This is a genomic window from Streptacidiphilus cavernicola (genome assembly GCF_042510955.1).
Classification (GTDB): domain Bacteria; phylum Actinomycetota; class Actinomycetes; order Streptomycetales; family Streptomycetaceae; genus Streptacidiphilus; species Streptacidiphilus cavernicola.
In genome coordinates this window covers 366,028-388,652 of the sequence record NZ_JBHFAB010000004.1, presented here as the reverse complement: position 1 = coordinate 388,652, position 22,625 = coordinate 366,028, and the positions used below count along the sequence as shown (strand labels likewise).

Genomic DNA, 22,625 nt, shown 5'->3' with positions numbered 1-22,625 from the left:
GGGGCCTGTGGACGGGACGACGGCCAGGGAGGCCGCGGTCGTCACGCCGTGGTATCCGACCCGCGAACTGCCCTTCCGGGGGTCGTTCGTCCAAGCGATGGTCGAGGCCACGGCTCCCGGCTGCGACGGCATGACGGTCTACCACTGCGACCCCTGGGTCGCGCCGATGGCGCCCGGTGAGGCGGAGCGGGTCGAGGCGGCCAACGCCAGGCTGCTGCCCCGTGCGGCGCGGCCGGTTCCGACCGCGGGCGGCGCGCGACTGGTGCAGTTCCCGGTGACCACCCCGCGGAGCGAGGGCTACGGCGACCAGGCGCTGAACCACGAGCGCCAGTTGCGGAACCTCCTCGGCGGCAGGCCGGTCCCGGCGCCGGTGGTGCACGCCCATGTCGGGCTCCCCTCGGGGTGGGCCGCACTCAGGAACGCGGCCCCCGGCGCCCGGGTGTTCGTCACCGAGCACGCCTCCTACCTGGACCTGGTGCTCGCGGACCCGGTCGCGCGCGACCTCTACGACCAACTGCTGCACCAGGTCACCGGATTCCTCGCAGTGGGGGACAAAGTGGTGGAGGTGTTGGGCAAGGAGTTCCCGCACCACGCCGGGAAGATCGGGCGGATCCCCAATCCGATCTCCTTCGACACCCCGCGCCCGGCCCCGGTGACCCTGCTGCACAAGTGGCTGTACCTCGGCAGCCTGGTCGAGTCGAAGGGCGTCGACCTGCTGGTCGAGGCGTTCGCCCAGTGCCGCGCCGACGAGCCCGGACTCACCCTCACCCTGGTGGGCGACGGTGTGCTGCGCGGGCCGCTGACCCGGCGGGTGGCCGAACTCGGCCTGGAGCAGGCGGTGGAGTTCACCGGATCCCTGCCGCACGAGCAAGCGCTCGAGCTGATGCGCGGCCATGACCTGCTGGTGCATGTGAGCCGCTACGAGACCTTCGGGATGACCGTCGTCGAGGGCCTCGCCGCCGGGCTTCCGGTGCTGGTCACCCGCTGCGGCGGCCCCGAGCGGACGCTGGCCGGCATCGAGGACGCGGCCGGCCAGCTGATCGAGGTGGAGGACACCGCCGAGTCGGTCGCCGACGGCTACCGCAGGCTCCGGGACCGCTTCTCCGCGGGCGGTCTCGACCTCGAACGAGCCCGGAAGGTCCTCGCCGAGAGCTACGGCTTCGACGCCGTCGCCCAGGCGCACTACCGTCTCTGGTTCCCCGAATCCCCGTGATGGAGTGACATGCAGGTCCTGTTCCTGGCACTGGGCGCCTCCCGCAGGCGCGCCGTTCTGGAGGAGTCGGCCGCCGTGGCGGCATCCGGCGGCCGAGCCGTCGTCCTGGTCGGACAGCGCAAGCCGTGGAGCGCCCAGGAGTTCGCCCCCGGCGTCGAGGTGCTGACCGCCGACGAGCTGGAGGGCCGCCACCTGCCGCGCAGATGGGAGCGCCGAGTGCTGCACCGGGCGCCCCGGTCGCTGGCGAAGGCGCTCGGCCGTGCCACCGGGCAGCGGCGGCGGTTCGACCGGGTGCTGGCGTCGTACGAACGCGGGGTGGCCGGCCGGCTGCACCGGCGCGTGTTCCTGCCGTTCCACCGACGGGTGTGGCCCGATGCCGCGGCGGCCATGGCCAAGAACTGCTTCAGCGGTCCGGACGGCCCGGACCTGCTGGTGGTCGCCGACGCCCTGTCGGTGACCCACGCCCTGCGGCTGCTGGACGGCTGGGAGAAGGCCGGCGCGGCCGTACCCGGGGTCTCCTACAGCATCGACACCGCCGACACCCCGCCGTCCGCCGCCGCCCGCTGACGCCAACCACCGAGGATCACTGATGAAGAACCGCAGCGAACGACGCCCGCGGGTGCTCTACCTGGCCTTCTACTTCCCGCCGTCCCGGGCGAGCGGGGTCTACCGGGCCAGGGCCACCGCCAACCACCTGGCCGGGCAGGGCTGGGACGTCACCGTCTGCGCGGCACCGCTGGACTTTCTGCACCACGTCGTCGGCTCGGTGGACGAGAGCCTGGTGGAGACGGTCGACCCGAGGATCAGGGTGGAGCGGCCGCGGCTCAACACCTACTCGTGGCAGGAGGACCTGCGGGACTTCAGCCCGCTGCGCCGGAGGTTCCCGTTCCTCGCCAGGAGCCTGTACCGCTTCGGGCAGGGCCGGGTCTTCCCCGAGCGCTACCTCTCCTGGGCCAGGTCCACCGTCCGCCGGGCCCTGCGGATGCACGCCAGGAAGCGCTTCGACGTGGTGGTGGCGACCGGGAACCCGTTCGCCTCCTTCGCGGCCGCCTGGGTCTTCCACAAGCTCACCGGCGTCCCCTTCGTGATGGACTACCGGGACTCGTGGACGCTGGACATCTTCCACGACGTCCCGCTCTTCCCGGACGGTCACATCGCCTGGGCCTGGGAGCGGCGCACCCTGGCCGACGCGTCCGCCTCGGTGTTCGTGAACAACGCGCTGCGAGCCTGGCACGCCGAGCACTACCCCGACGTGGCCGACCGGATGATGGTGGTCCCCAACGGCTGGGACGCCGACGTGCTGCTGGACGCGCGGGCTCAGGCGGTCGCGGACCGCGAGGCGCTGGAGCAGGGTGAGCGGCCGCTGCGCTTCGCCTACCTGGGCACCCTCACCGTGAAGCAGCCGGTGGAGGAGATGGCCGAGGCGTTCCGGATCGCCCGGTCGCACCCCGACCTGGCCGACGCCGAGTTGCAGTTGCACGGACACCTGGGCTTCTTCAAGAACAGCCCGCGGGTGCTGCTCGAACGCCTGGGTCTGGACGGCGCGGACACCGAGGCGGCGGTGCGGGAGACCGGTCTGCGCTACTGCGGTCCGGTCGCCAAGACCGATGTGGCCAGGGTCTACGAGGACGCCGACGTCCTGGTGTTCGTGGCGGGCGGCGGTCGCTATGTGACCTCCGGCAAGATCTTCGAGTACATGGCCTCCGGGCACCCCATCGTCTCCGTGCACGCCGAGGGCATCGCCGCGGAGGAGGTGCTGGAGGGCTACCCGCTCTGGTTCAACGCCGAGGGCCTGGACGTGGAGGCCCTGGCCGCCTCGATGATCGCCGCGGGCAAGGCGGCCCGTGACCTCACCCGGGAGCAGCGCGCGGAGGCCCGTCGGCACGCGGACGAGTACGCGCGCGACGCGGTGCTGGTCCCGTTCGAGCAGCGGCTCCGCGAGATCGCCGGCCGCCCACGGGTCGGCGCCGCGGAGGAGTAGCCTGCCCGGCCCGTGCCACCGGGCCCCCGTGCCGGATCACCGGTGCGGGGCCCGGTGGCACGGGTGCCTCCGACGCGGCGTCAGCCGGTCTTCCCGGTGTAGACGTCGCTCCGCAGGCGCTTGGTGACGGTCAGGTGGGGGTACTTCTTGGCCCAGGCCCAGCCGGTCGCCACGCTGTTGTTGTCGGCGACGAACACATGGTCGGTCGCCGACAGGTCGATCCCCGGAAGCGCCCCGCGACGGGCGAGCCGGGCCAGCATGAGCGGCCTGGCCTGCGTGTAGACCGGCTGGAACAGGTGATCGTGGAAGCCGTCCGCCGCCTTGGTGTGCGCGCGGGACACCCGGGTCATCGCGTATTCGGGGGAGAGGCTCCCCTGCCGGGCGGCCACCCGGCGTGCCTTGCCGATGATCCGGCGCGGCGCGCTGTAGACGACGAACCGCTCGGCCCGGGGGACGAGTTGCCCCTTGTCGGCCTTCTCGATGGTCACGAAGGCGGTTCGGGGGTCGAGACCCGCCTTGTCCCAGAGCGACCTGCTCCTGGCCGTGACCACGGTGACCTGCACGCCGCGTTGGACCAGCTCGTTGGCGAACTGTGCGGTGCGTTCGGGAGCCGGTGGCGTCAGCGCGAGCACGACCGCGCGTCCGACCGGCTCGCTCGTGGTCGTGGTCGCCTTCGGTGCCGGTTCGGCGGCAGAGGCGGTGGCGGGGAGAGAGTCGGGGACCGCGGCGGTGACGGGGCCCAGGTAGGCGTCCATCAGCTGTTCGGCCACGGCGTCCCGCCCGAAGCGGGCCTCCAGCGACGCCCGTGCCGCGGCCAGGTCCAACTGGTCCACAGCGCCCCGGAGTCTCCAGTAAGCGTCCACGATGACCTGGGGGTCCTCGCTGACGTCCATCAGCGCACCGGCGGTGGATCCGATTCCGGCCAGTGTCTCCACCGGTCCGGCGCTGCGGGCCACCAGGACTGGGAGTCCGGCGGCGACGGCCTCGACGACCGTCATACCGAAGGTCTCGCCCCTGCTCGCGTGCACCAGCAGGTCGTACTGGTGCATCAGTTCGTTGACGTCCTCGTGGGAGACCGACGGCAGGATCTCGAGCCGGGCGCCTACCCCCAGCTCCGCTGCCCTGGCCAGCAGCGACGCCTTCAACGGGCCGCTGCCGACCAGGGTCAGTCGGGCGCGGGGCTCTGTCGCCGCCACCCGGCCGAACGCCTCGACCAGTTCGCGGACGCCCTTGTCCTCGACCAGTCGGCCGAGGTAGAGCCAGCGCAGCAGCTCAGGAGAGCGCGCGGGTCCCGGCGTGAACAGGTCGAAGTCAATGACATTCGGCACCACCCGGAGCTTATCCGCGTACTCCGGGAACTCCTGGGCGACCTGGTCGCGCAGTGATCCGCTGACGCAGAGGAACGCGTCGGCCCGCGCCAGCACCCTGCGGTAGAGCTCGCGTCCGCCCGCCTGCTCGAAGACCTTGGCGAGGAAGCTGGAGTGCTCGGTGACCACGATCCGGGCGTCGGGCCGGGCCAGGTTCATCGCCAGCACGCCGCCGTAGACGCCGGTGTGGGCGTGCACCACCGGGGCCTCGATCCGGCCGGTGGGGAGGGCCTTGGCCAGCGCGTGCGTCTGGGCGGCCACCCAGGGCTTGTAGTGCTTGCGGTGCATCAGCGGGACCGGGACGCGGGTCAGTTCGCCTTCCGGGGTGTCCAGCACCGGCACCAGTTCCGGCCGGGCCCGCAGCCGTTCCGCGGCGATCATGATGGTGGTGTTGGTCTTCGGGTCGACCTTCCCGGACCAGTCCTCGGTGTGGTAGGTCGCGACCTTGCCGAACCGGTCGGCGACGGCGGCCGTGGACGCCTTCACGAAGGCTCCGGCCAGCGGGTTGTTCGGCGAGGGGTACCAGGGGGTCAGCACGGCCAGGTCGGCAGGGGCGGCGGTGCGGCCACCGGTCTCGTGGCGCTCCAGGCGGAGTTCGAGGCCGGGCTTGCGCCGCTGGGCGTTCCAGGCCGCCGGCAGCGCCTGGGCGTCACCGGCGATCAGCACCTCGGCCGCCGCGAGCGGACCGGAGCGGCGGCCGAGCAGCCTCTCCGCCGCCTTCCCGACCGAGCCGTTCCGGTCGGGTTCGAGCCGGACCACCTCGACGCCGTCCAGGGCGCCGAGCGCGGTGGCCGGACCGTCCCAGGCCGGGGTCCCGGGCGCGACCAGCACGACGGAGTCACCCGCCGCGGCCAGCGCCGTCACCTGCTCGGTGGCGGCAGCCACGCGGTAGGCGCCGAGCGCGAGATAGAGCACATGGCGGTTCATCCGTTGGTCATCCACTCTTCCATGATCCGGACGGCGTTCCGTGCGGCCCTGCCGTCGCCGTAGGGGGTTCCGGGGTCCGTGGTCGGGACCGGCCGGGTCACTGTCGCCGCCCAGGCGTCGGCCGGCAGCAGCTGCGGATCGGCCACCAGGGTGTTCCAGCCTGTCCGGACCGTCTCCACCCACTCCGTCTCCGGGCGGACCGTGGTGCAGATGCGCTCCAGCAGGAACGCCTCCTTCTGCAGGCCGCCGGAGTCGGTGACGACGCCCTGCGAGGCCAGCACCGCGGCGACCAGGCCCGCGTACGGCAGCGGCCGGCCGACATGCAGCGACCCCTGGGTGAGCGGGATGGCGTGCTCCGCGGCGCGGGCGACCAGGCGGGGATGGGCCAGCAGCGCCACCGGCAGCGGCAGCGAGGCCAGCGACCGCACCAGGGCGGCCAGCCGGGCCGGGTCGTCGGTGTTGTCCGGACGGTGCAGGGTGGCCAGCAGGAACGGCTGGTCGGGGTCGATGCCCTCGGGCAGTTCGGGCCGCGGGTGCTCCCCGGCGCGGACCGCGTCGCGGATCCGCAGGCAGATGTCGACCATCACGTCGCCCGCCAGCACCGCGCGGTCCTTGAGGCCCTCGTCGGCGAGGTGGCGCATGGCCTCCTCGGTGGGGGCCAGCAGCAGGTCGGCGCAGTGGTCGGTGAGGACCCGGTTGTGCTCCTCCGGCATCCGCCGGTTGAAGGAGCGCAGCCCCGCCTCCAGGTGGGCCACCGGGAGGTGCTGCTTCACCGCCGAGAGGGCGCCGGCGATGGTGGAGTTGGTGTCCCCGTAGACCAGCACCCAGTCCGGCTGCTCCCGCTCCAGCACCGGGTCCAGGGCGGTCAGCACCGATCCGGTCTGCGCGCCGTGGCTGCCCGAGCCGACGCCGAGGTGGACGTCCGGGTCCGGGATGCCGAGGCCGGAGAAGAACACGTCGGAGAGGTCGGCGTCGTAGTGCTGTCCGGTGTGCACGATCAGGTGTTCGTGGCCTGTCCCGGCGAACGCGGCCGCGACGGCTGCGAGCTTCACCAGTTGCGGTCGTGCGCCGACGATGCTGATGACCTTCACTCAGTACTCTTCTTCCGGGCCGCCCCGTCGCGCACCGAGCCGGAGCGGCCCGGTGTCCTTCGGGAGATGTCTGCGCCCATCGTAGACAGCGGTGGCAGTTGTCGGGCCCAGGGCCCCGGGTCGGCGCCGCCGCGAGGTTCTACCAGCGGCTCCCTATCTGGCTGCGGGTGCCGAACGCGGTACCCGTGCCGTGGTAGACCCACAGTCGCCCGTAGTAGTCGCGTGCGATCTCGTCCGGGTGACCGTCACCGTCCCAGTCGGTGCTGCCGGCGAAGGTGAGGTTGCCCCAGTCGGTGCCGATCTGGATGCGGGCGCTGAAGCCGGTTCCGCCGTTGCCGGGGTAGACCCACAGCGTGTTGTTGGCGTCGAGGGCGACGATGTCGGGGTGTCCGTCGCCGTTCCAGTCGGTGACTCCGGCGAAGGTCAGCGTGTTCCAGCCGTTGCCGATCTGGAAATGGGGACCGAAGCCGGTTCCGCCGTTGCCGGGGTAGACCCAGAGCCCTCCGTTGGCGTCGCGGACGATGACGTCGGGGTGTCCGTCGCCGTTCCAGTCGGTGACTCCGGCGAAGGTCAGCGTGTTCCAGCCGTTGCCGATCTGGAAATGGGGACCGAAGCCGGCACTGCCGTTGCCGGGGTAGACCCACAGCACCCCGGTGGCGTCGCGGACGATGACGTCGGGATGTCCGTCGCCGTTCCAGTCGCCGACGCCCGCGAAGGTGAAGGTCCCCCACCCGTGTCCGATCAGGACGCGCGGGGTGTGCAGGTCGTGGCCCGCGTCACCGGGGTAGAGCCAGAGGAGGCCGATGCTGTCTGCGGCAATGATGTCGGGATGCCCGTCGCCGTTGAAGTCGGCGATCCCGGCGAAGGTGAAGGTGTTCTCCGCGCCGTCGATGCCCTCCAGCCCGTTGGCCGTTCCGGTGGCGACACCGGGGGCACCGAGCGTGGTCGGACCGGTGCACGGAATCAGACTGAACGTCATGCTGGCGGTGGAGATGCCCCACAGTTGCGGGCAGTTGCCCGGGCCGGTGTCCCCGGCGGACTCCAGCATGGCGTAGTCGGTGGTGGCGTACCCGCTGGTGGCGACGACGGTCCTGGTCCCCGGGGAACCGGCGACGACGATGCCGGTGGCGGGGTCGGAGCTGCCGGTGTAGAGGTCGAGTTCGCCGGTGGTGTTGTCGCGTGCCCACAGTGCGGGCAGACCGCCGACCGTTCCCGCATTGACGATCGTCTTATTGGCCCAGCCACTGGTCGAGATCACTTGGAAGGGGCTGTAGTCGCCGGTGGTCGAGCCGGCCGCGTAGTACCCGAGCTCGTCACCCTGGACGGCCCAGAGGTCCGCGCCCACCCCCGTGCTCACATTGGGGTTGATCCAGATCCCGCTCCCAAGGTTCGGGTCGAGGGCTCCCGCAGGGACGATCTGCCGGTCGTTGTCCCAGTCGGCGGGGACTTCCTGGCCGGAACCGTCGACCTGCAGCACCGGCGTGACGCTGTTGGCGTCGGCGGAGGCCGAGAAGCTGCTGCCGTCGCCGGGGTTGCCGCTGCCCGCGTAGATGTCCAGGGCCGGGCCGTTGTGGACCAGCAGGTCCTGGTAGGCCTCTTCATCACCGAGTAGGACGCCGTGGCTGACCTGGGCGCCGTCCCAGTCGTCGGCTGTACCGCCTCCGCCGAAGGTGCCCTGGTTGCCGATCTGGACCGGGGGCTCGAGCTTCTGTCCGGCAGCGCCGTTGTACAGCCACAGGCCAGGGTTGGCCGCGCTGCCGACACCGATCACGTCAGGCGTGCCGTCGTCGTTGAAGTCGTTGTCGAGCGTCGCCGTCGGGTTCGTGTAGTGCGTCCAGAAGTCCTGCTGGGCGGTAGTGGAGACATTGCCGCTCGCGTCGATCGCACGCACGTAGAGCGTGTTCAGACCCATGCCCGGCGGGATCAGGGTGATCGGGGTGGGGGCACTGCCGCCGGCGGCGGTAGTGGTCTGCGTGGGGTTGACGGTGGGCGGCGGAGTGCCCCAGGCGTAGGAGTAGCTCTTGACGTCGGTGGTGCCGGCGGGCGGAGTGAAGGTGAAGTCGTAGGGGCTGTTCGTGGTGCGGTCGGGGTTGGGGGTGGCGGTGGCGTCCTGGTCGGTGACGGGGAACAGCGAGGAGGTGATGGAGGGCGCCGCCGGTGCGTCGGCGTCGACAGTGAAGTAGCAGGTGGTGGTGGCCGAATGGTCGATGCCGTCGTCGGCGTAGACGTTCCAGCTGTACTTGCCCGAGGGCAGGTCACCGATGTTCCACTGCTCGACGCCGCCGCTCCGGACGGACGGGGAACCGGTGGCGGGGGACGCGGCGATCTGGGAGCCGCCGTCGTGCGAGTAGGTGAAGTGGGCGGTCATGGTGCTGCCGGACTCGATGTCGGTCAGCTCGGCCTTGAGCGTGATCGCGGTGCTGCCGATGGTGGGGGCGGTGGCGGACTTGGCGCAGCTGCTGCCGGGAGCGGTGTAGGCACTGGCGACCTTGGGCTTGTTGTTGTACTTGACCACCAGGGTCGGGGTGGTGGAGAAGCGCTTGAGGTAGTCGCGGTCGGCGGACTTCTCGTCGCCGGTCAGGGCGAAGGTGACCACCGCGCCCTTCTTGGCGCCGGTGATCGCGGAGGTGACGGTGAATCCAGTACTCGGCTGGGAGGAACTGGTGGCCGGTCCCACGGACTGGGGGTTCAGTGCCGCTCCGTAACCGGGGCGGGTGTTCCAACTGGTGGTCTTGCCGATGGCGCTGGTGGCCAGGTGGGCGCTGACGGTGGCGCTCAGCGAACCGGACGACGTGTAGGTCTCCAACGTCTTCAGCGTGGCGTCGTTGATGTCGGTGCCGTAGACGGCCGCCGGCAGGGTGAACTGGTAGTAGGTCTCCTCGACGCCGATGCAGCCGGACCAGCCGTTGTAGCCCACACCTTCGCCGTCGGACTCATAGGTGGTGTTGTCGTAGGAGTTCGCCGAGTCGGCGCAGCCCGCCTGGACCTCGGCGAAGCCGGGCCCGTTCTTGCCGGTCCAGAAGCTCCAGGTGGGGTCCACGTACACCGGGTAGTGCGTGGTACTGGCAGTGAGCATCGAGGCGTCCGGTGCCAGACTGACGGTGTGACCGCCCGTCACCCGGGTGGCGATCTTCGCGCGGTGCGCCCCGAAGCCGGGAGTGCGGAAGGTCGAACGGCCGTTGCCGACGACTCCGGCGGTGTTGCCGGTAGGGGGCGTTGAGGTGCTGGAGTCCCACATGGCGGGGGTGGGGGCGTAGAAGACGGGGTCGCCGTGGGCGTCGCTGGCAGTGAGGTTGCCGTGGGCGTCGGCGCTGACACTCAGGCCGGGGCCGGTGGTGGCCAGGTCGAGTTGCCTGAGGGCGGGGTTCGCGGCGGCCTGGGGGGTCTTGACCACCAGCACCTCGCTGACGCCGCCCTGGTCGGTGGCCGTCACCGTGAGGTCGGTGCCGGGCAGGACCTCGTGGTAGGTGGCGGTGTCGCCGGCCAGGGTGGGGACGGGCAGGGCGGTGGGCCACGCGATGGACAGGTGTCGGCCCGAGGCGGTCAGTGTGGCCAGGGCGGTGTCGCCACCGCCGGACAGGACCAGATCGGTGGCGACGGCGGTGGGGCTCAAGGTCCCGTCAGCGTTGCGTCGCAGGGTGGTATCGATCGGCACCCACCGGCCGCCCTGGAAGACCCGGGCGGGCAGGGCGCTGAGGGTGTCGGTGAGACTCCCGTCGGGCTGTGCGGTGACCTGCCGGGTCGCGGTGGTGAGCGCCGTGATCGGCACGGGCTTGCCCGTGGTCCGTGCCTTGAGGGTGGCGGCGGCGGTGGGGGAGCCGTCGTCTCGGGCCGCGGCGGGCGCGGTCTGCGGTGCGGCCTGGGCGGGAACGGCGAGGCCGGCCGCTCCCAGTGCGGTGACCGCGAGGAGCGCGGCGGTCCGCCGTACTCGGCGGGCGGTGGTCGGTCGTGGGTTCACGCCGTTCCTTCCGAAGTCGGAGTCGCTTTCCGGCGCAGGCTAGATCCCACCTGAGACAGCCGGGAGGCCGCCCCGGGATCCACGGGGTCACCTTGTCCGGATATGTTCTGAAACCCCCACCGGGGAAGCCGCAGAGTTTTTGCCAAACATTGGCAATCTTCTTGTCATTGCCCCGAGCTCTCTCGGCTCGCGCAGCGTAATGTCCGCAAATTTCGCTACTTGTGACCATGGTTGGGCAAAATGCTGTCGCCATATGTGGAGAAGAGATGACGTCTGTGTTCGGTATGAGTGTCTTACTCGTAGGCTCTGCCTGTTCATATGATCTTCAGAGGGGCTGTCATGGGCACGTGGGGGAAGGGCCGCTGGGTTCGCGGTTCTGCGGTGATCGCACAGGCGGTGGTGCTGGCGGTGCTGGCGGCCGGGACGTCGGTGCCGGTGTTCGCGGTCCAGGCAGCCGCCGCGCAGCCGCCGCACGTCTCCCAGGTGGCGTCGGTTCCGGTGCAGCGGGTCGCCGGCCACAAGGTCGCGCTGCGTGATGACACCCGTGTCGCCGTGACCAAGGCGGCGGCGGTGACCTGGCCGGCGGCCACCACCGCGACCGCAGCGCTCAACGGACCCGCCGCGCCCACGGACGCCCCGTCCACGGCTGCCGGACGGGTGCGTGCGGGGAAGCTCCCGGTGTGGGTGACCCCGGTTGCCGCCGCTGGCCGTTCCGGAGCCAAGGCGGCGGCCAAGGGAGCGGCGCCCACTCCGACCGCCACGCCGGGCAAGGTCGCGGTGCGGATGCTCGACCACGCCACCGCGCTCAAGTCCGGCGTCAACGGCCTCCTGTTCACCGCTGCCGCGACGGCCGGCGGCGGTGAAGCCGGGATCGCGGTCGACTACGCGGCGTTCAAGGGCGCCTACGGCGGCGACTGGTCGGACCGGTTGCGCCTGGTTCGGCTGCCCGCGTGTGCCCTGACCACGCCGACGGTGGCGGCATGTCAGCGGCAGACGCCGCTGGCGAGTACCAATGACCCGGTGTCCGCCCAGGTCAGCACCCAGGTCACGCTGGCCGCCGCTCCGGCGGCGACCGGTACCGCCGCCCGCTCCGCAGCTGTGGCCGGCTCGGCCGCGGCACCGATGGTGATAGCGCTGACGTCGAGTCCTACGGGCGGCGTCGGGGACTTCTCGGCGACCCCGCTCACCCCGTCCGGATCCTGGACGGCGGGCGGCTCCAGCGGTGACTTCACCTACTCGTATCCCGTCACCATGCCCCCCGCGGCCGGTGGCCTGGTGCCGTCGGTAGCGCTGTCCTACGACTCGCAGTCAGTGGACGGACGCCTGGCCTCCACCCAGAACCAGGCCTCCTGGGTGGGCGACGGCTGGGACTACCAGCCCGGATCGATCACCCGCTCCTACCTCGCCTGCTCGGACGATCCGACCCAGACTGCCCCCGCCGTCGACGACGAGTGCTGGGACGGACAGATCCTCCACGTCGCCTTCGGATCGACCTCCGGTGACATCGTGGCCGACGCCTCCACGCTCACCGGCTGGCGGATGTCCAACGACGACGGCGAGAAGGTCGAACTGCTGACGGATGGCAACAACGGCACCTACGACGGCGACTACTGGAAGATCACCACTACCGACGGCACCCAGTACTTCTTCGGCCTCAACCGGCTGCCCGGCTGGACCACCGGCAAGGCCACGACCAACTCCGCGTGGACCGTGCCCGTCTACGGTGCCCACAAGGGCGACCCCTGCTACAACGCGACGTTCGCCAGCGCCTCGTGCTCCCAGGCCTGGCAGTGGAATCTCGACTACGTCGTGGACCCGCGCGGCAACGCCATGGCGTACTACTACGACACCGAGACGAACTACTACGGCGCGGACAACAAGACCACCGGCGTCCCCTACGTCCGTGCCGGAAACCTGGACCACATCGACTACGGTTTCACCAGCGGAAACGCCTACAGCGCCAGCGCCCCCCAGCGCGTACAGTTCACCGTCGGCGACCGATGCGTGGCGGCCACCTGCGACCCGATCGCGGGCCACACCGCGGACTGGCCGGACGTCCCCTACGACCTGAACTGCGACAGCGGTGCCAGCTGCAGCAACCACACCCCGTCGTTCTGGACCACGAAGCGGCTGGCCAGTATCGCGACTGAGATCTATCAGAGTGGTGCCTACCACGCCGTCGACTCGTACGCGTTGACGCAGACGATGCCCAGCCCCGGAGACGGGACAGCGAAGACGCTGTGGCTGAGTCAGTTGGTCCATACCGGCAGCGACGGGACGACCGGCACGCCGGCGGTGACCTTCGCGGGTGCGCCGATGGCCAACCGCTACAACATCGGTGACGGATACCCGGATCTGGTGCGCTACCGGTTGACGGGGATCACGACGGAGACCGGTGACCAGATCGCGGTGACCTACAGTGACTCGTCCTGTACGCCCGGAGTGGCCCAGTCGGCGAACACCAGCCGGTGCTTTCCGGTGTACTGGGGTCCGCCGGGCCAGGCGACCCCGATCCTGGACTGGTTCAACAAGTACCTGGTCACTTCCGTGACTGACAACGACAGCACGGGTGGTTCGGCTGCACTGGTGACGTCTTACGTGTACCAGGGCAATCCTGGATGGCACTATGACGACAACGAGGTCGTGAAGCCGAAGAACCGGACCTGGGGCCAGTGGCGCGGCTATCCGAGAGTGGAGACTCTGACCGGATCCGCGGCCGACGGTCAGACCCGCACCGACACGCTCTACTTCCAGGGCATGGACGGCGACACCCTGCCCGCAGGCGGAAGCCGCACCGCCGGGGTCACCCTGGATTCGCACGTCACCGTCCCCGGCGCCGCGACCGTCGTCACCGACTCCGACCAACTGGCCGGGCGCACCCGGGAATCCATCACGTACAACGGCGCGACGGGTTCCGCTGTCGCCGCCACGGTCGACGACTACTGGATCAGCGCCGCCACCGCGACCCGCACCCGCAGCGGCCTGCCCGCGCTGACGGCGACCATGGTGCGCCCCTCAGCGACCAGCACCACCACGGCGATCACCTCCGGCGCGGCGACCACCTGGCGCAGCACCCGTTTGGACCAGGGCTACGACCCGGCCACGGGACTGCTCGAGTACAGCGACGACCACGGTGACATCGCGGTGCCCGCCCAGGAGAAGTGCACCAGTGTCACCTACGCCCCGGCCAACACCACCACCAACCTCAGCGGTCTGGTGGCGGAGTCGGAGACCGACCAGGGCCCGTGTGCCACCGGGAACAAGGCGACCACCGACGGCCTGGGCTATCCCACCGCGGTCTCCCGTCCCGACGGGGTCATCTCCGACACCCGCACTTTCTACGACACGGCCCCCACCAGCTGGCCGCCCACCGTTCCGGCGCTCCCGCAGACCCCGCCCACCCGAGGGGAACCCACTCTGCTGGAGAAGGCCAAGGGCTACGCGGGCGGAGCCTTCTCCTACCAGATCACCAACGCGACCTCCTACGACGGCTACGGACGTGCCAACGTCAGCTGGGACGCTTTGGGGAACAAGACCACCAGCACCTTCACCACTGTCGCCGGCCTGACCACCAAGCTCGTCGTCACCAACCCCAAGCAGCAGACGACCACCACCACGATCTCGCCGGACCGCGGCCTGACCACAGCCTCCGTCGATGCGAACGGAGCCGAGACCGACACCACCTACGACGCCCTGGGGCGCACGACTGCGGTCTGGCTGCCCGGCCGCTCCAAGGCCACCCAGAGCGCCAGCGTCACGAGCAGCTACAACGTCTCCGCGAGTGCGCCGAGCACGGTGACCACCAAAGCCCTCACCGACGGCAGCGGCGGTATCTACACCTCGAACGTGCAGCTCTTCGACGCCTTGCTGCGCCCCCGCCAGACGCAGACCCCCACCCCGGCCGGCGGTCGGCTGCTGACCGACACCCTCTACAACTCCCGTGGCCAGGCGTACAAGGTCAACAGCGCCTACTGGGACGGCACCGGCACACCCGGCACCACGCTCTACTCGGCCACCGACAACCTGGTGCCCGATCAGGACCTGATCACCTTCGACGCTCAGGGCCGTGCGGTACTGGACACCCCCAAGCAGTTGAACGTGCCCGTGCCCGGTGAGCAGACACGCACCGTCTACGGTGGTGACCGGACCACGACGATCCCGCCCACCGGCGGCACCACCGTGACCACGGTCACCGATGCCCGCGGCCGGACCGTCGAGACCGACGACTACCTCACCGCCCCCACCGTCAACGGCGACCAGGTCACCGGCGGCACGTCGGCGTCCACCCGCTACACCTACGACGCCGCCGCCGGGCGCGGCCAGTTGACCAAGATCGTCGATCCCACCGGGAACGTCCGGACCAGCAGCTACAACCTCCTCGGCGAGCAGACCGCGCAGAGCGACCCGGACACCGGCCAGACCCAGCTGTCCTACGACGCGGGCGGGCACCTCACGCAGACCGTCAACGCCGACGGCAAGGCCCTCACCTACGCCTACGACGTGCTGGGACGCAAGACCGCCGAGTACGACGGGACCACCACCGCCGCTCCCGAACTCGCCTCCTGGACCTATGACGACCCCGCGGTGGCCGACAGTATCGGACGGCAGACCGCGGCCACGCGCTACGTGACCGCAGGCAATGCCACCGCGACCGCTCCAGCCGGTGCTTACACCCAGGCCGTCACAGGTTTCACGGTCACCGGACAGCCGACCGGAACCAAGGTCACCCTGCCCGCCGCGCTCACCGCGTTCGGTGCGAGCACCTTCACCTACACCGACACCTACACCGCCACCACCGGTCTTCCGCTGGCCACCACCATGCCCAGCGCGGGGACCCTGCCCGCCGAGACCATCACGACCGGCTACAACGCCCTGGACATGCCCAACAGCATCGGCGGGCTTGCCACCTACGCCTCGGGGACGACGTACGATGCGTACTCCCGCGTCTCCAAGGAGTCCCTGGGCCTGCGCCTGAACAGCGCCTCACTGAACTACAGCTACGACCAGCACACCGGGCGCCTGACCGACGTCAACACCCAGCGAGCCACCGCGCCGGCCACCGTCGACGACACCGCCTACACCTACGACCCCGCAGGCAACATCACCCGCACCAGTGACGCGCAGAACAACGGCACGAGCACCGACACCCAGTGCTACACCTACGACGGCCTGGACCGCCTCACCGCTGCCTGGACCACTGCGGATCCCTGCCCGTCGTCCCCCGTCTCCGGGCCGCCGTCGACACCCGACGTGACCGGGCCCAACCCCTACTGGACCAGTTGGACGTTCGACGGGAACGGCAACCGCCTGACCCAGGATCAGCACGCCACAGGCACCCAGACCGGTGACACCACCACCAGCTACGTCTACGGCAAGCCCGGCGCCCCGACCCAGCAGCCCGACACCCTCTCCAGCAGCACCACCACACTGCCCGACGGCACCTTGACCGGTGCCACCTACGGCTACGACGCCGACGGCAACAACATCAGCGCCACCGCCACCCCCGGCACCGACAGCTTGACCTGGAACAGCGAGAACCAGCTCAGCTCACTCAGCAGCACGGGCCAGGACAACCCCACCACCTACCTCTACGACGCCGACGGCAACCAGCTCCTGCGCACCGACCCCGACGGCAGCGAAACCCTCTTCCTGCCCGGCCAGGAACTCACCTACAACCCCAACACCGCCACCCTCGGCGGCACCCGGTACATCACCCTTCCCGACGGCACCACCGTCTCCCGCTACGCGGCCGGTACCGGCTACACCTTCACCGCAGCCAACGACCAGGGCACCGGAGTCCTCAGCCTGAACTCCACTGCCCAGACGCCCACCTTCCGTGCCTTCGACCCTTACGGGAATCCCCGCGGCGCCGCTCCCACCGAGGCCACCTGGCACAGCGACAAGGGCTTCGTCGGCGGCACCCAGGACACGACGACGGGCCTGACCAACCTCGGCGCCCGCGAGTACGACCCGGCCTTGGGCCGCTTCATCAGCCCCGACCCCGTCCTGGAAGCGGCGGACCCCAACCAGATCGGCGGCTACGCCTACGCCGGCGACAACCCCGTCACGAAGACGGACCCCAACGGCCTGCGCTCGGAATGTGGTCAGAACGGCGACACCGCCTGCGACCCCAACGCGGGGGCGGCGGAAGGCGGCCAGGGGACCAGCGGCTGTGCGGACACCGACAGCTGCACCGCCCTGACCCAGTGCGACCGCACCTGCCAGGACATGTCCAAGCCTGACCCCACCACCACTACCGGCACGACGGAGATCTATCCGAACGTTTTCGTCCCCAACAACCTCCCCAATTTCTCCCAGTTCCGGCAGGCCTTCTACCAGATCGTGAAGCAGAATTGCGCGCAGAACGGGGGCGGCTACGACTGCGACGATCCCAGCGCGTACGACACGCCTGTGTCCGGTGCACGGTTCTCCGAAATGGAAACCGACCTGCAACGGGACTTCCTCCCCGCCTGCAGCGACGCCCACGACTGCAATGTCGGCATGGCCGTGGCGTCCATCGTCGCCGGCAAGGCGATGGAACTCAGCCTGGGCAAGGGATTCACGAACAGTGAACTGGCCGATGCCGTAGGTACTCTGTGCAATGCCAACAGCTTTCCTGGTGCCGCGCTCGTACTGCTGGCGGACGGCAAGGCCGTCGAAATCCGCGAGGTCAAGGTCGGCGACACCGTCCTGGCCAAGGACCCGGTCACCGGGACCGTCGAAGCCGAACCCGTCACCGCGGTCATCAAAACGCTCACAGACACGAAGTTCACGGACCTCACCGTCCACACCGCAGCCGGTGACCGCTTCATCACCTCGACCCAGCACCACCCGTACTGGGATGCGACCACCAAGCACTGGACGAACGCCGCCGACCTCGCCGTCGGCGACAAACTGAGCGTCGCCGGCGACACCTCGGCCACGGTGACCCGCGTACGCGACTACACCAGCCACATCGTCACCTATAACCTCACGGTCGCCGAGCTCCACACGTACTATGTACTGGCCGGTACTACGCCGATCTTGGTGCATAATGCGACGGCCTGCCCTCTTTCTGAAGCGGCCTTGAAGCCAGGGGAAGGCGACACTGCAGCACGTCTCATGGCCGATCCTTCGTATAGTGGAGGACAGCTGCGAGGATTTGTGGAGAACAATGCGCCAGAGGACTTCATTGACACAAATGGTAAGACCTATGATGCGATTGGCACCACTAGCGCCTATGAGCGATGGAACGCTCGACAGTTCCTATCCTCGCTGCAGAAGCATCTCTATCAGAAAAGCGCTGATTACACGGTGCTAGATCTTACTGGTGCTAGCAGCTCCCAGATTGACACTATCTTTTCCGCAATGGATTCCTGGGCTGCGACCAGGGGGCCCGCAAATAGCCCTGCAATCATTTTGGGAGATGGGTACTAATGTCCGCCATTGTAGGTTTTACCGATGGCAGTGATTGGTCTGTTGGTCAGCGCGGCTGGAATAAGCTGCTGGATAGGACCCGGGAAAGGCTCCGTGCGGCGGGTCTTGACGACATGCAGTGGGAGATCTTCGACTATGGTGTAGATTTTGAAGCGCATTTGAAGGAAGTCCGAGCACCATTGGCGCAGGCTCTCCTTGCTGCAACTCGCGAGCTGCAAGTGGAACTCGGTGGCGAAGAGAGCTGGGATGTCGCAAAGAATGGTGCCTATTTTGGCGAGCTGGAAAGGTTGCTCGAACATGAGGTAGCTTCCAGCTCTTAGAGGCCGTCTTGTGTTAATTTTTCAGGCGGCCTTGAAAGCTGTTCCCTGTGGAGTGTCGGTTCACGGTTGGTGATTACTGCGCCAGTTGCTGAGGTTGAACTCGTTGGGGTGGGCCGCCTGGCGTTCCATGATCGTTGCAGTACGACGAGAGGGTGAGATACGGGCGAGGGGGCGGGCTGACGCCGAAGGATCAGGCGGCCCGTGAGCGGGGTGAGGCTGGACGCGGCGCAGTGGTTCGCGCGCGGCGAGAGGACCACTGATATCGCCGCGGCTTTCGATGTCGGGGTGGGCCGGGTCGAGAAGTGGCGCAGGCTGTGGTGTGAGGGCGGGGTGGAGGCCCTGCGCTCGAGGGGCCCGGTGAGCGTGGAACGGCTGAGCGCCGAGTAGTGGGAGCGTCTGGAGCGTGAGCTGGGGCGCGGAACGCTGGCGCACGGGTGGGACGAGGAGCAGGGCTGGACGCTGCTCCGGGTCCGTGCTCTGATCATCCGGCTGTTCCGGGTGGAGTACACGGTGCAGGGTGTGCGGAAGTTGCTGCGGCGGCACGGCTGGACCCCGCAGGTGCCGGCCCGTCGCGCGTTGGAGCGCGACGACGCGGCGGTGGAGCGGTGGCGGAGCGAGGTGTGGACCAGGTAAAACCACCGCGGCGGCTGGAGTGTCTGACGGCAGTAGTTGACGGCAACGTCAGCGGACGAGTGCTGCACAAGTGGGCGGCTCGTCCCCGTCGTCGGGTCCCGCGAGGGGCTCGCTGGGGTTGCGGAGGGCGTTGGCGAGGAGGTCGATGGCGTCGCGTTGGAGGCGGAGCCGGACGTGGGCATACACCGTCGCGGTCACGCCGATGTGGGCATGGCCCAACAGCTCTTTGATCACGACGAGTTCGACGCCCTGTTCCAGAAGGAGCGTTGCTGCCGAGTGCCTGAGATGATGAAACCGGATTCGCCGCAGGGCAGCCCGGCGGAGCAGGGTGTTGAAGTGCCGGGTGAGCGTGGCCCCTTCGATCGAGTTGCCGTCGGGCCGGGTGAAGACGTAGCCGCTCGCCTTCCAGTCCGTCCCTGCCGCCTCGCGTTCCTGGCGCTGCCGGTCGCGGTGCTGTTGGAGGGAGTGCAGGCACTCGGTGGGCAGGGCGATGCGTCGTTCCGAGCTCTGGGTTTTGGTCGGCAGCGCGGTCAGGCCGTGGCTGTTGGTGCGCTGGAGGGTGCGGCGGATGCTGGCGGTTCCGCCGGCCAGGTCGAGGTCTTCCCAGCGCAGGCCGAGGAGTTCGCCCTTGCGGCAGTACGGTGCGCAGGGCGAGTTCGAACAGCGCGCTCAGCCGGTGCCCGACCGTGGCGGCGAGGAAGTCGCGCGCTTCCTCGGCGGTGAGGGGTTCGAAGCGGCGGGGTCAGGGTGTGCCCATGCGGACGTTGCGGGGGATCTCCTCTTCACGGACGGCGTGCTCCAGGGCGGACTTGAGCACGGAGTGTACGTAGGCCAGCGTCAGTGGGGACAGCCGCCTGCGGCAGCACTTTCCGACCGCGCAGCACTGCGGCTGGTCGCGGGTGGTGTCGAGACCGTGTGCAGCACCGGCAGGTGGTGCGGAGGTGGTCGAGCCAGGTGCGGACGTCCTTGGCGAGCTTCTTCTTGTCCAGGCAGGGGAGGAGGTAGAGGCGGACGACAGCGGTGTAGCGGGTGTGGGTGTTATCGCGGAGCCGGTGGACTGCGACGCTCTCCAACCAGTAGGTGAGGAACGCGGTGATGCTGCCCTGCGCGGAGGGTGCGGGGACGCCGCGGTTGCTGGTGGCTGTCTTCTCGGTGAGCTTGGCCAGAACCTCCTTCCGGGTGCTGTCGTAGACGCGGATGCGCTTGCGGGTGTCGCCGACCGCCAGGACGTATCCGGCAGCCTCCCACCGCCCGTCCTTGCGCTGGTAGACGGTGCCGTCGCTGTTGGCCCCGACCTTGCGCGAGTTGGTCGGGGTGTGGTTGGTGTCGGGGACGGTCATGCCTGTTCGAGTTGTTGGTGGATGAGGGTGTTCAGGGCGTCTGTGTGGGGATGCGGCGGGCGCGGCCGAGGGTGAGGGAGGCGAGTTGCCGGGTGCGGATGAGGTCGTAGACGGCGGTGCGGCTGATCTTGCGGTGGGCCATGACCTCGGGGGCGGTGAGGAGTTCGGCGTCGGCGGTCACGCGCTCGCCTCCGCCGGGGCGACGGTTCCGGTTGCCGGGCCGGTGGTGTGACCGGCTCGGTCGTCGGCGCGTCGCGCCTGCAGGGGGTGGGCTGTTCGGTCGGCCCGGGGTTGCGGTGCGGCGGCGAGGAGGTCGGCGAGGTGGGCGAGTTCGGGCAGGAGGCCCGTTCCGGCGTACTGCCAGTGCGCGATCACCAGGGTGGTGTCCGTGCTGGCGCCTCGCCCGCTCCGCGCGTGGTGACCGTTGCGGTGACCGGTGTCGGAGCCGGTGTGACCGGTGGTCGGGTCAGCGCGGTCACTCGGTCACTGTGCTGGTCAGTGACCGACCGGCCGTCAGCAGGCCGTTCCTGGGTGTCGTCTTGGCGGGTGCGCCAGGTGGTGCGTTCGGCGCGGAGGTGGGTGAGGGGGGTGGAGTAGTGGCGGGTGCGGGTGGAGAAGTGGCCTCGGAAGCCGAGCATGTGGGCCCACTGGCGCAGGCGGAAGTGGGTGTGCTGGGGCTGGGTGCCGAGGTGCCATGCGGTGTGGATCATGCGGCGGGCGTGGTCGGTGAGGCCGTGCTGGGCGAGTTCGGCGAGGAAGCGCAGTCGGCGGTCGATGGTGCCGGTGGTGGTCTCGGCTCCCTTGGTGGCGTACTTGGCGATGTAGGCGGCGACATGCCGGGTCGGTGACGGGTCCGTCGCCGGTGAAGTCGGTCGGGGGCGGCGGAACGACAGAGGGGCCCCACCGCCGGAAGGCGGTGGGGCCCCTCTGTGCGCGTCGACTACAGCGGGCGGATGTTCTCCGCCTGCGGGCCCTTGGGGCCCTGGGTGACGTCGAACTCGACCTTCTGGCCCTCGAGGAGCTCGCGGAAGCCCTGCGCGTTGATGTTCGAGTAGTGGGCGAAGACGTCGGCGCCGCCGCCGTCCTGCTCGATGAAGCCGAAGCCCTTTTCGGCGTTGAACCACTTCACGGTGCCAGTAGCCATGTCATATCTCCTTCAGGGGCAGAGTTCGGGGCCCGCACTGCGCGGGATCCGAGTTGTGGTGATGATCGCCCCGCTCCGGCATGCGACAGCTGACACAAAAGACCGGAAAAAACAAAAGTGCGCCCGGGGTCACAACCCGACAGGCGCACACAACGTTCATGGGAACCAAAACTGCAACAGCTCCCAAGCTAGCACACGCCGCGCCGGACCTTCCGTTCTTTCCGTCCGGGGCGCGCTGTGCGAGGCTGGGCAGCGGACGCCACCCCTGTCCGTCCGGTACCTCCCCCCTCCCCCTTCCCCCCGACTGCGAGGCACGATGCGCGTCACCATCGCCGGCTGCTCCTTCTATCTGCAGGCGCCCGAGGTGGTCGCCCTGATGAAGGACGTGAAGGCCGAGCCCGTCACCGGGGAGTCGGTCCGGATCGGACGGCGCACCTACCCGATCAAACAGGTCGGCGCCGTGATCACCAAGCAGGACCGGCGCGACTTCAGTGCCGCGGACGTGGTCAGGGCGATGCAGCGGCTCGGCTTCACCTGCAACCCGGCACCCGCGCCGGAGGCCCCCGCCCCGGCCGCGGAGCCCGAGGCGCAGGCCGGCGGCGGCAGTGGCGGCCTCGGCGGCGGCCCGTCGATGATGCTGGACCCGGACACCGAGGTCTGGCCGCTCAGCACGCCCGAGCAGCAGCTCTAGGCGCTGGCGGGCAGTCCTTCTAGGGCGCCGGCTCCAGGACCCCGTCCAGGTAGACCCAGGCGCCGCCCTCGCGGACGAATCTGCTGGTCTCCGCCAGCACCCCGGGCTCGCCGCGCTCGGTCCAGTGCGCCCGGAACGCGACCGTGCCGCCGACGTGGAACGGGCCGCCGTCGGTCGCGTCCAGCACCTCCAGGCGGACCCAGCGCTGCGCCGGGTCCAGCTCCAGCCGCTCCGGGCGGCTGCGCGAGTGCCAACTGCGCAGCAGGTACCCGGTGTCGCCGACGGCGAAGGCGCTGTAGCGGGAGCGCATCAGCAGCTCCGCGGTGGCCGGGGCGGGCGCGGGCGGGCCGCCGGCCGGGCCCGTTGCCGAGGCCGCCGAGGCCTTCGCCGCGGCGTGGAAGACGCCGCAGCAGTCGCCGTAGCGCCGGTCGTCCAGCCCGCACGGGCACGGGGAGTCGGCGGTGACGGCGGCGGGCGCGGCGGCCGGCCGCCGGACGGGGGTCTTCCTGCGTCGGGGCATGCCCCCGATTGTGCCTGCTCGCCG

15 protein-coding genes and 2 pseudogenes are annotated in these 22,625 nt (G+C 69.8%); 8 read left to right on the top strand and 9 right to left on the bottom strand.

The genetic code is table 11. The annotated features are described in order from the left end of the window. Positions 1–7 precede the first annotated feature (7 nt). From ACEZDE_RS08055 to ACEZDE_RS08045, 3 genes are read left to right on the top strand one after another with little or no spacing between them, the layout of a single operon-like run. Positions 8–1,213 carry a glycosyltransferase gene (locus tag ACEZDE_RS08055; protein ID WP_380533925.1) on the top strand — a complete coding sequence of 402 codons (1,206 nt, stop codon included), beginning with the start codon at positions 8–10 and terminating at the stop codon, positions 1,211–1,213. Positions 1,214–1,222: 9 nt separating this feature from the next. Beyond that, entirely contained in the window at positions 1,223–1,780 is a 558-nt protein-coding gene (locus tag ACEZDE_RS08050; protein WP_380533924.1) for a hypothetical protein, read from the top strand. Between the two features lie 22 nt (positions 1,781–1,802). Then, complete coding sequence (locus ACEZDE_RS08045) at positions 1,803–3,194, top strand: glycosyltransferase (RefSeq protein WP_380533922.1); 1,392 nt, start codon at positions 1,803–1,805, stop codon at positions 3,192–3,194. 80 nt (positions 3,195–3,274) lie between these two features. Here the strand turns inward: ACEZDE_RS08045 and ACEZDE_RS08040 are convergent, their stop codons facing one another. The 3 genes from ACEZDE_RS08040 to ACEZDE_RS08030 form a co-directional block, all read right to left on the bottom strand. Beyond that, complete coding sequence (locus ACEZDE_RS08040) at positions 3,275–5,503, bottom strand: glycosyltransferase family 4 protein (protein ID WP_380533920.1); 2,229 nt, start codon at positions 5,501–5,503, stop codon at positions 3,275–3,277. Continuing rightward, the gene (gene wecB, locus ACEZDE_RS08035; protein ID WP_380533919.1) at positions 5,485–6,579 is read right to left on the bottom strand and encodes a non-hydrolyzing UDP-N-acetylglucosamine 2-epimerase; all 1,095 of its coding nucleotides are present in this window, start codon (positions 6,577–6,579) and stop codon (positions 5,485–5,487) included. The genes ACEZDE_RS08040 and wecB overlap by 19 nt, the downstream gene beginning before the upstream one ends. A gap of 139 nt (positions 6,580–6,718) precedes the next feature. Further along, positions 6,719–10,537 (bottom strand): FG-GAP-like repeat-containing protein, encoded by a 3,819-nt coding sequence (locus tag ACEZDE_RS08030; protein WP_380533917.1) that lies wholly within the window; start codon positions 10,535–10,537, stop codon positions 6,719–6,721. Positions 10,538–10,876: 339 nt separating this feature from the next. Between ACEZDE_RS08030 and ACEZDE_RS08025 the strand changes: the two genes are divergently transcribed. The 4 genes from ACEZDE_RS08025 (at position 10,877) to ACEZDE_RS33750 (ending at position 18,906) form a co-directional block, all read left to right on the top strand. Next, positions 10,877–17,953, top strand: a complete 7,077-nt coding sequence (locus ACEZDE_RS08025) for an RHS repeat-associated core domain-containing protein (RefSeq protein ID WP_380533915.1) — start codon at positions 10,877–10,879, stop codon at positions 17,951–17,953. Then, positions 17,953–18,273 (top strand): hypothetical protein, encoded by a 321-nt coding sequence (locus ACEZDE_RS08020; RefSeq protein ID WP_380533913.1) that lies wholly within the window; start codon positions 17,953–17,955, stop codon positions 18,271–18,273. The genes ACEZDE_RS08025 and ACEZDE_RS08020 overlap by 1 nt, the downstream gene beginning before the upstream one ends. A 201-nt stretch (positions 18,274–18,474) precedes the next feature. Next, positions 18,475–18,660 (top strand): helix-turn-helix domain-containing protein, encoded by a 186-nt coding sequence (locus tag ACEZDE_RS08015; RefSeq protein ID WP_380533912.1) that lies wholly within the window; start codon positions 18,475–18,477, stop codon positions 18,658–18,660. 9 nt (positions 18,661–18,669) lie between these two features. Further along, the gene (locus tag ACEZDE_RS33750) at positions 18,670–18,906 is read left to right on the top strand and encodes a helix-turn-helix domain-containing protein (protein WP_449341703.1); all 237 of its coding nucleotides are present in this window, start codon (positions 18,670–18,672) and stop codon (positions 18,904–18,906) included. A gap of 48 nt (positions 18,907–18,954) precedes the next feature. Here ACEZDE_RS33750 and ACEZDE_RS08005 read toward each other — a convergent pair. The 5 genes and pseudogenes from ACEZDE_RS08005 to ACEZDE_RS07985 all read right to left on the bottom strand — a co-directional run bounded on the left by ACEZDE_RS08005 (position 18,955) and on the right by ACEZDE_RS07985 (position 21,390). Beyond that, positions 18,955–20,246, bottom strand: a pseudogene (locus ACEZDE_RS08005) (tyrosine-type recombinase/integrase). Then, a pseudogene (locus ACEZDE_RS08000) lies at positions 20,243–20,427 on the bottom strand (helix-turn-helix domain-containing protein). Before ACEZDE_RS08000 ends, ACEZDE_RS08005 begins: the two co-directional pseudogenes overlap by 4 nt. Next, complete coding sequence (locus ACEZDE_RS07995; RefSeq protein WP_380533908.1) at positions 20,424–20,621, bottom strand: hypothetical protein; 198 nt, start codon at positions 20,619–20,621, stop codon at positions 20,424–20,426. The pseudogene ACEZDE_RS08000 and the gene ACEZDE_RS07995 overlap by 4 nt, the downstream one beginning before the upstream one ends. Beyond that, entirely contained in the window at positions 20,618–21,067 is a 450-nt protein-coding gene (locus tag ACEZDE_RS07990) for a replication initiator (protein ID WP_380533992.1), read from the bottom strand. Before ACEZDE_RS07990 ends, ACEZDE_RS07995 begins: the two co-directional genes overlap by 4 nt. 119 nt (positions 21,068–21,186) lie before the next feature. Then, entirely contained in the window at positions 21,187–21,390 is a 204-nt protein-coding gene (locus ACEZDE_RS07985) for a cold-shock protein (protein ID WP_034088259.1), read from the bottom strand. A 316-nt stretch (positions 21,391–21,706) separates the two neighbouring features. On the opposite strand from ACEZDE_RS07985, the gene ACEZDE_RS07980 reads away from it, so the two are divergent. Then, entirely contained in the window at positions 21,707–22,081 is a 375-nt protein-coding gene (locus ACEZDE_RS07980; RefSeq protein ID WP_380533906.1) for an SCO5918 family protein, read from the top strand. A 19-nt stretch (positions 22,082–22,100) separates the two neighbouring features. On the opposite strand, the gene ACEZDE_RS07975 is transcribed toward ACEZDE_RS07980, so the two are convergent. Beyond that, on the bottom strand, positions 22,101–22,601 hold the full coding sequence (locus ACEZDE_RS07975; RefSeq protein ID WP_380533905.1) for a YchJ family protein: 501 nt from the start codon (positions 22,599–22,601) through the stop codon (positions 22,101–22,103). Positions 22,602–22,625: the final 24 nt, after the last annotated feature.

Coding starts and splice junctions, on each gene's coding strand:
- ACEZDE_RS08025 (WP_380533915.1), top strand. CDS start 10,877: ATGGGCACGTGGGGGAAGGGCCGCTGGGTTCGCGGTTCTGCGGTGATC.
- ACEZDE_RS07980 (WP_380533906.1), top strand. CDS start 21,707: ATGCGCGTCACCATCGCCGGCTGCTCCTTCTATCTGCAGGCGCCCGAG.
- ACEZDE_RS08045 (WP_380533922.1), top strand. CDS start 1,803: ATGAAGAACCGCAGCGAACGACGCCCGCGGGTGCTCTACCTGGCCTTC.
- ACEZDE_RS07985 (WP_034088259.1), bottom strand. CDS start 21,390: ATGGCTACTGGCACCGTGAAGTGGTTCAACGCCGAAAAGGGCTTCGGC.
- ACEZDE_RS07975 (WP_380533905.1), bottom strand. CDS start 22,601: ATGCCCCGACGCAGGAAGACCCCCGTCCGGCGGCCGGCCGCCGCGCCC.
- ACEZDE_RS08020 (WP_380533913.1), top strand. CDS start 17,953: ATGTCCGCCATTGTAGGTTTTACCGATGGCAGTGATTGGTCTGTTGGT.
- ACEZDE_RS08050 (WP_380533924.1), top strand. CDS start 1,223: ATGCAGGTCCTGTTCCTGGCACTGGGCGCCTCCCGCAGGCGCGCCGTT.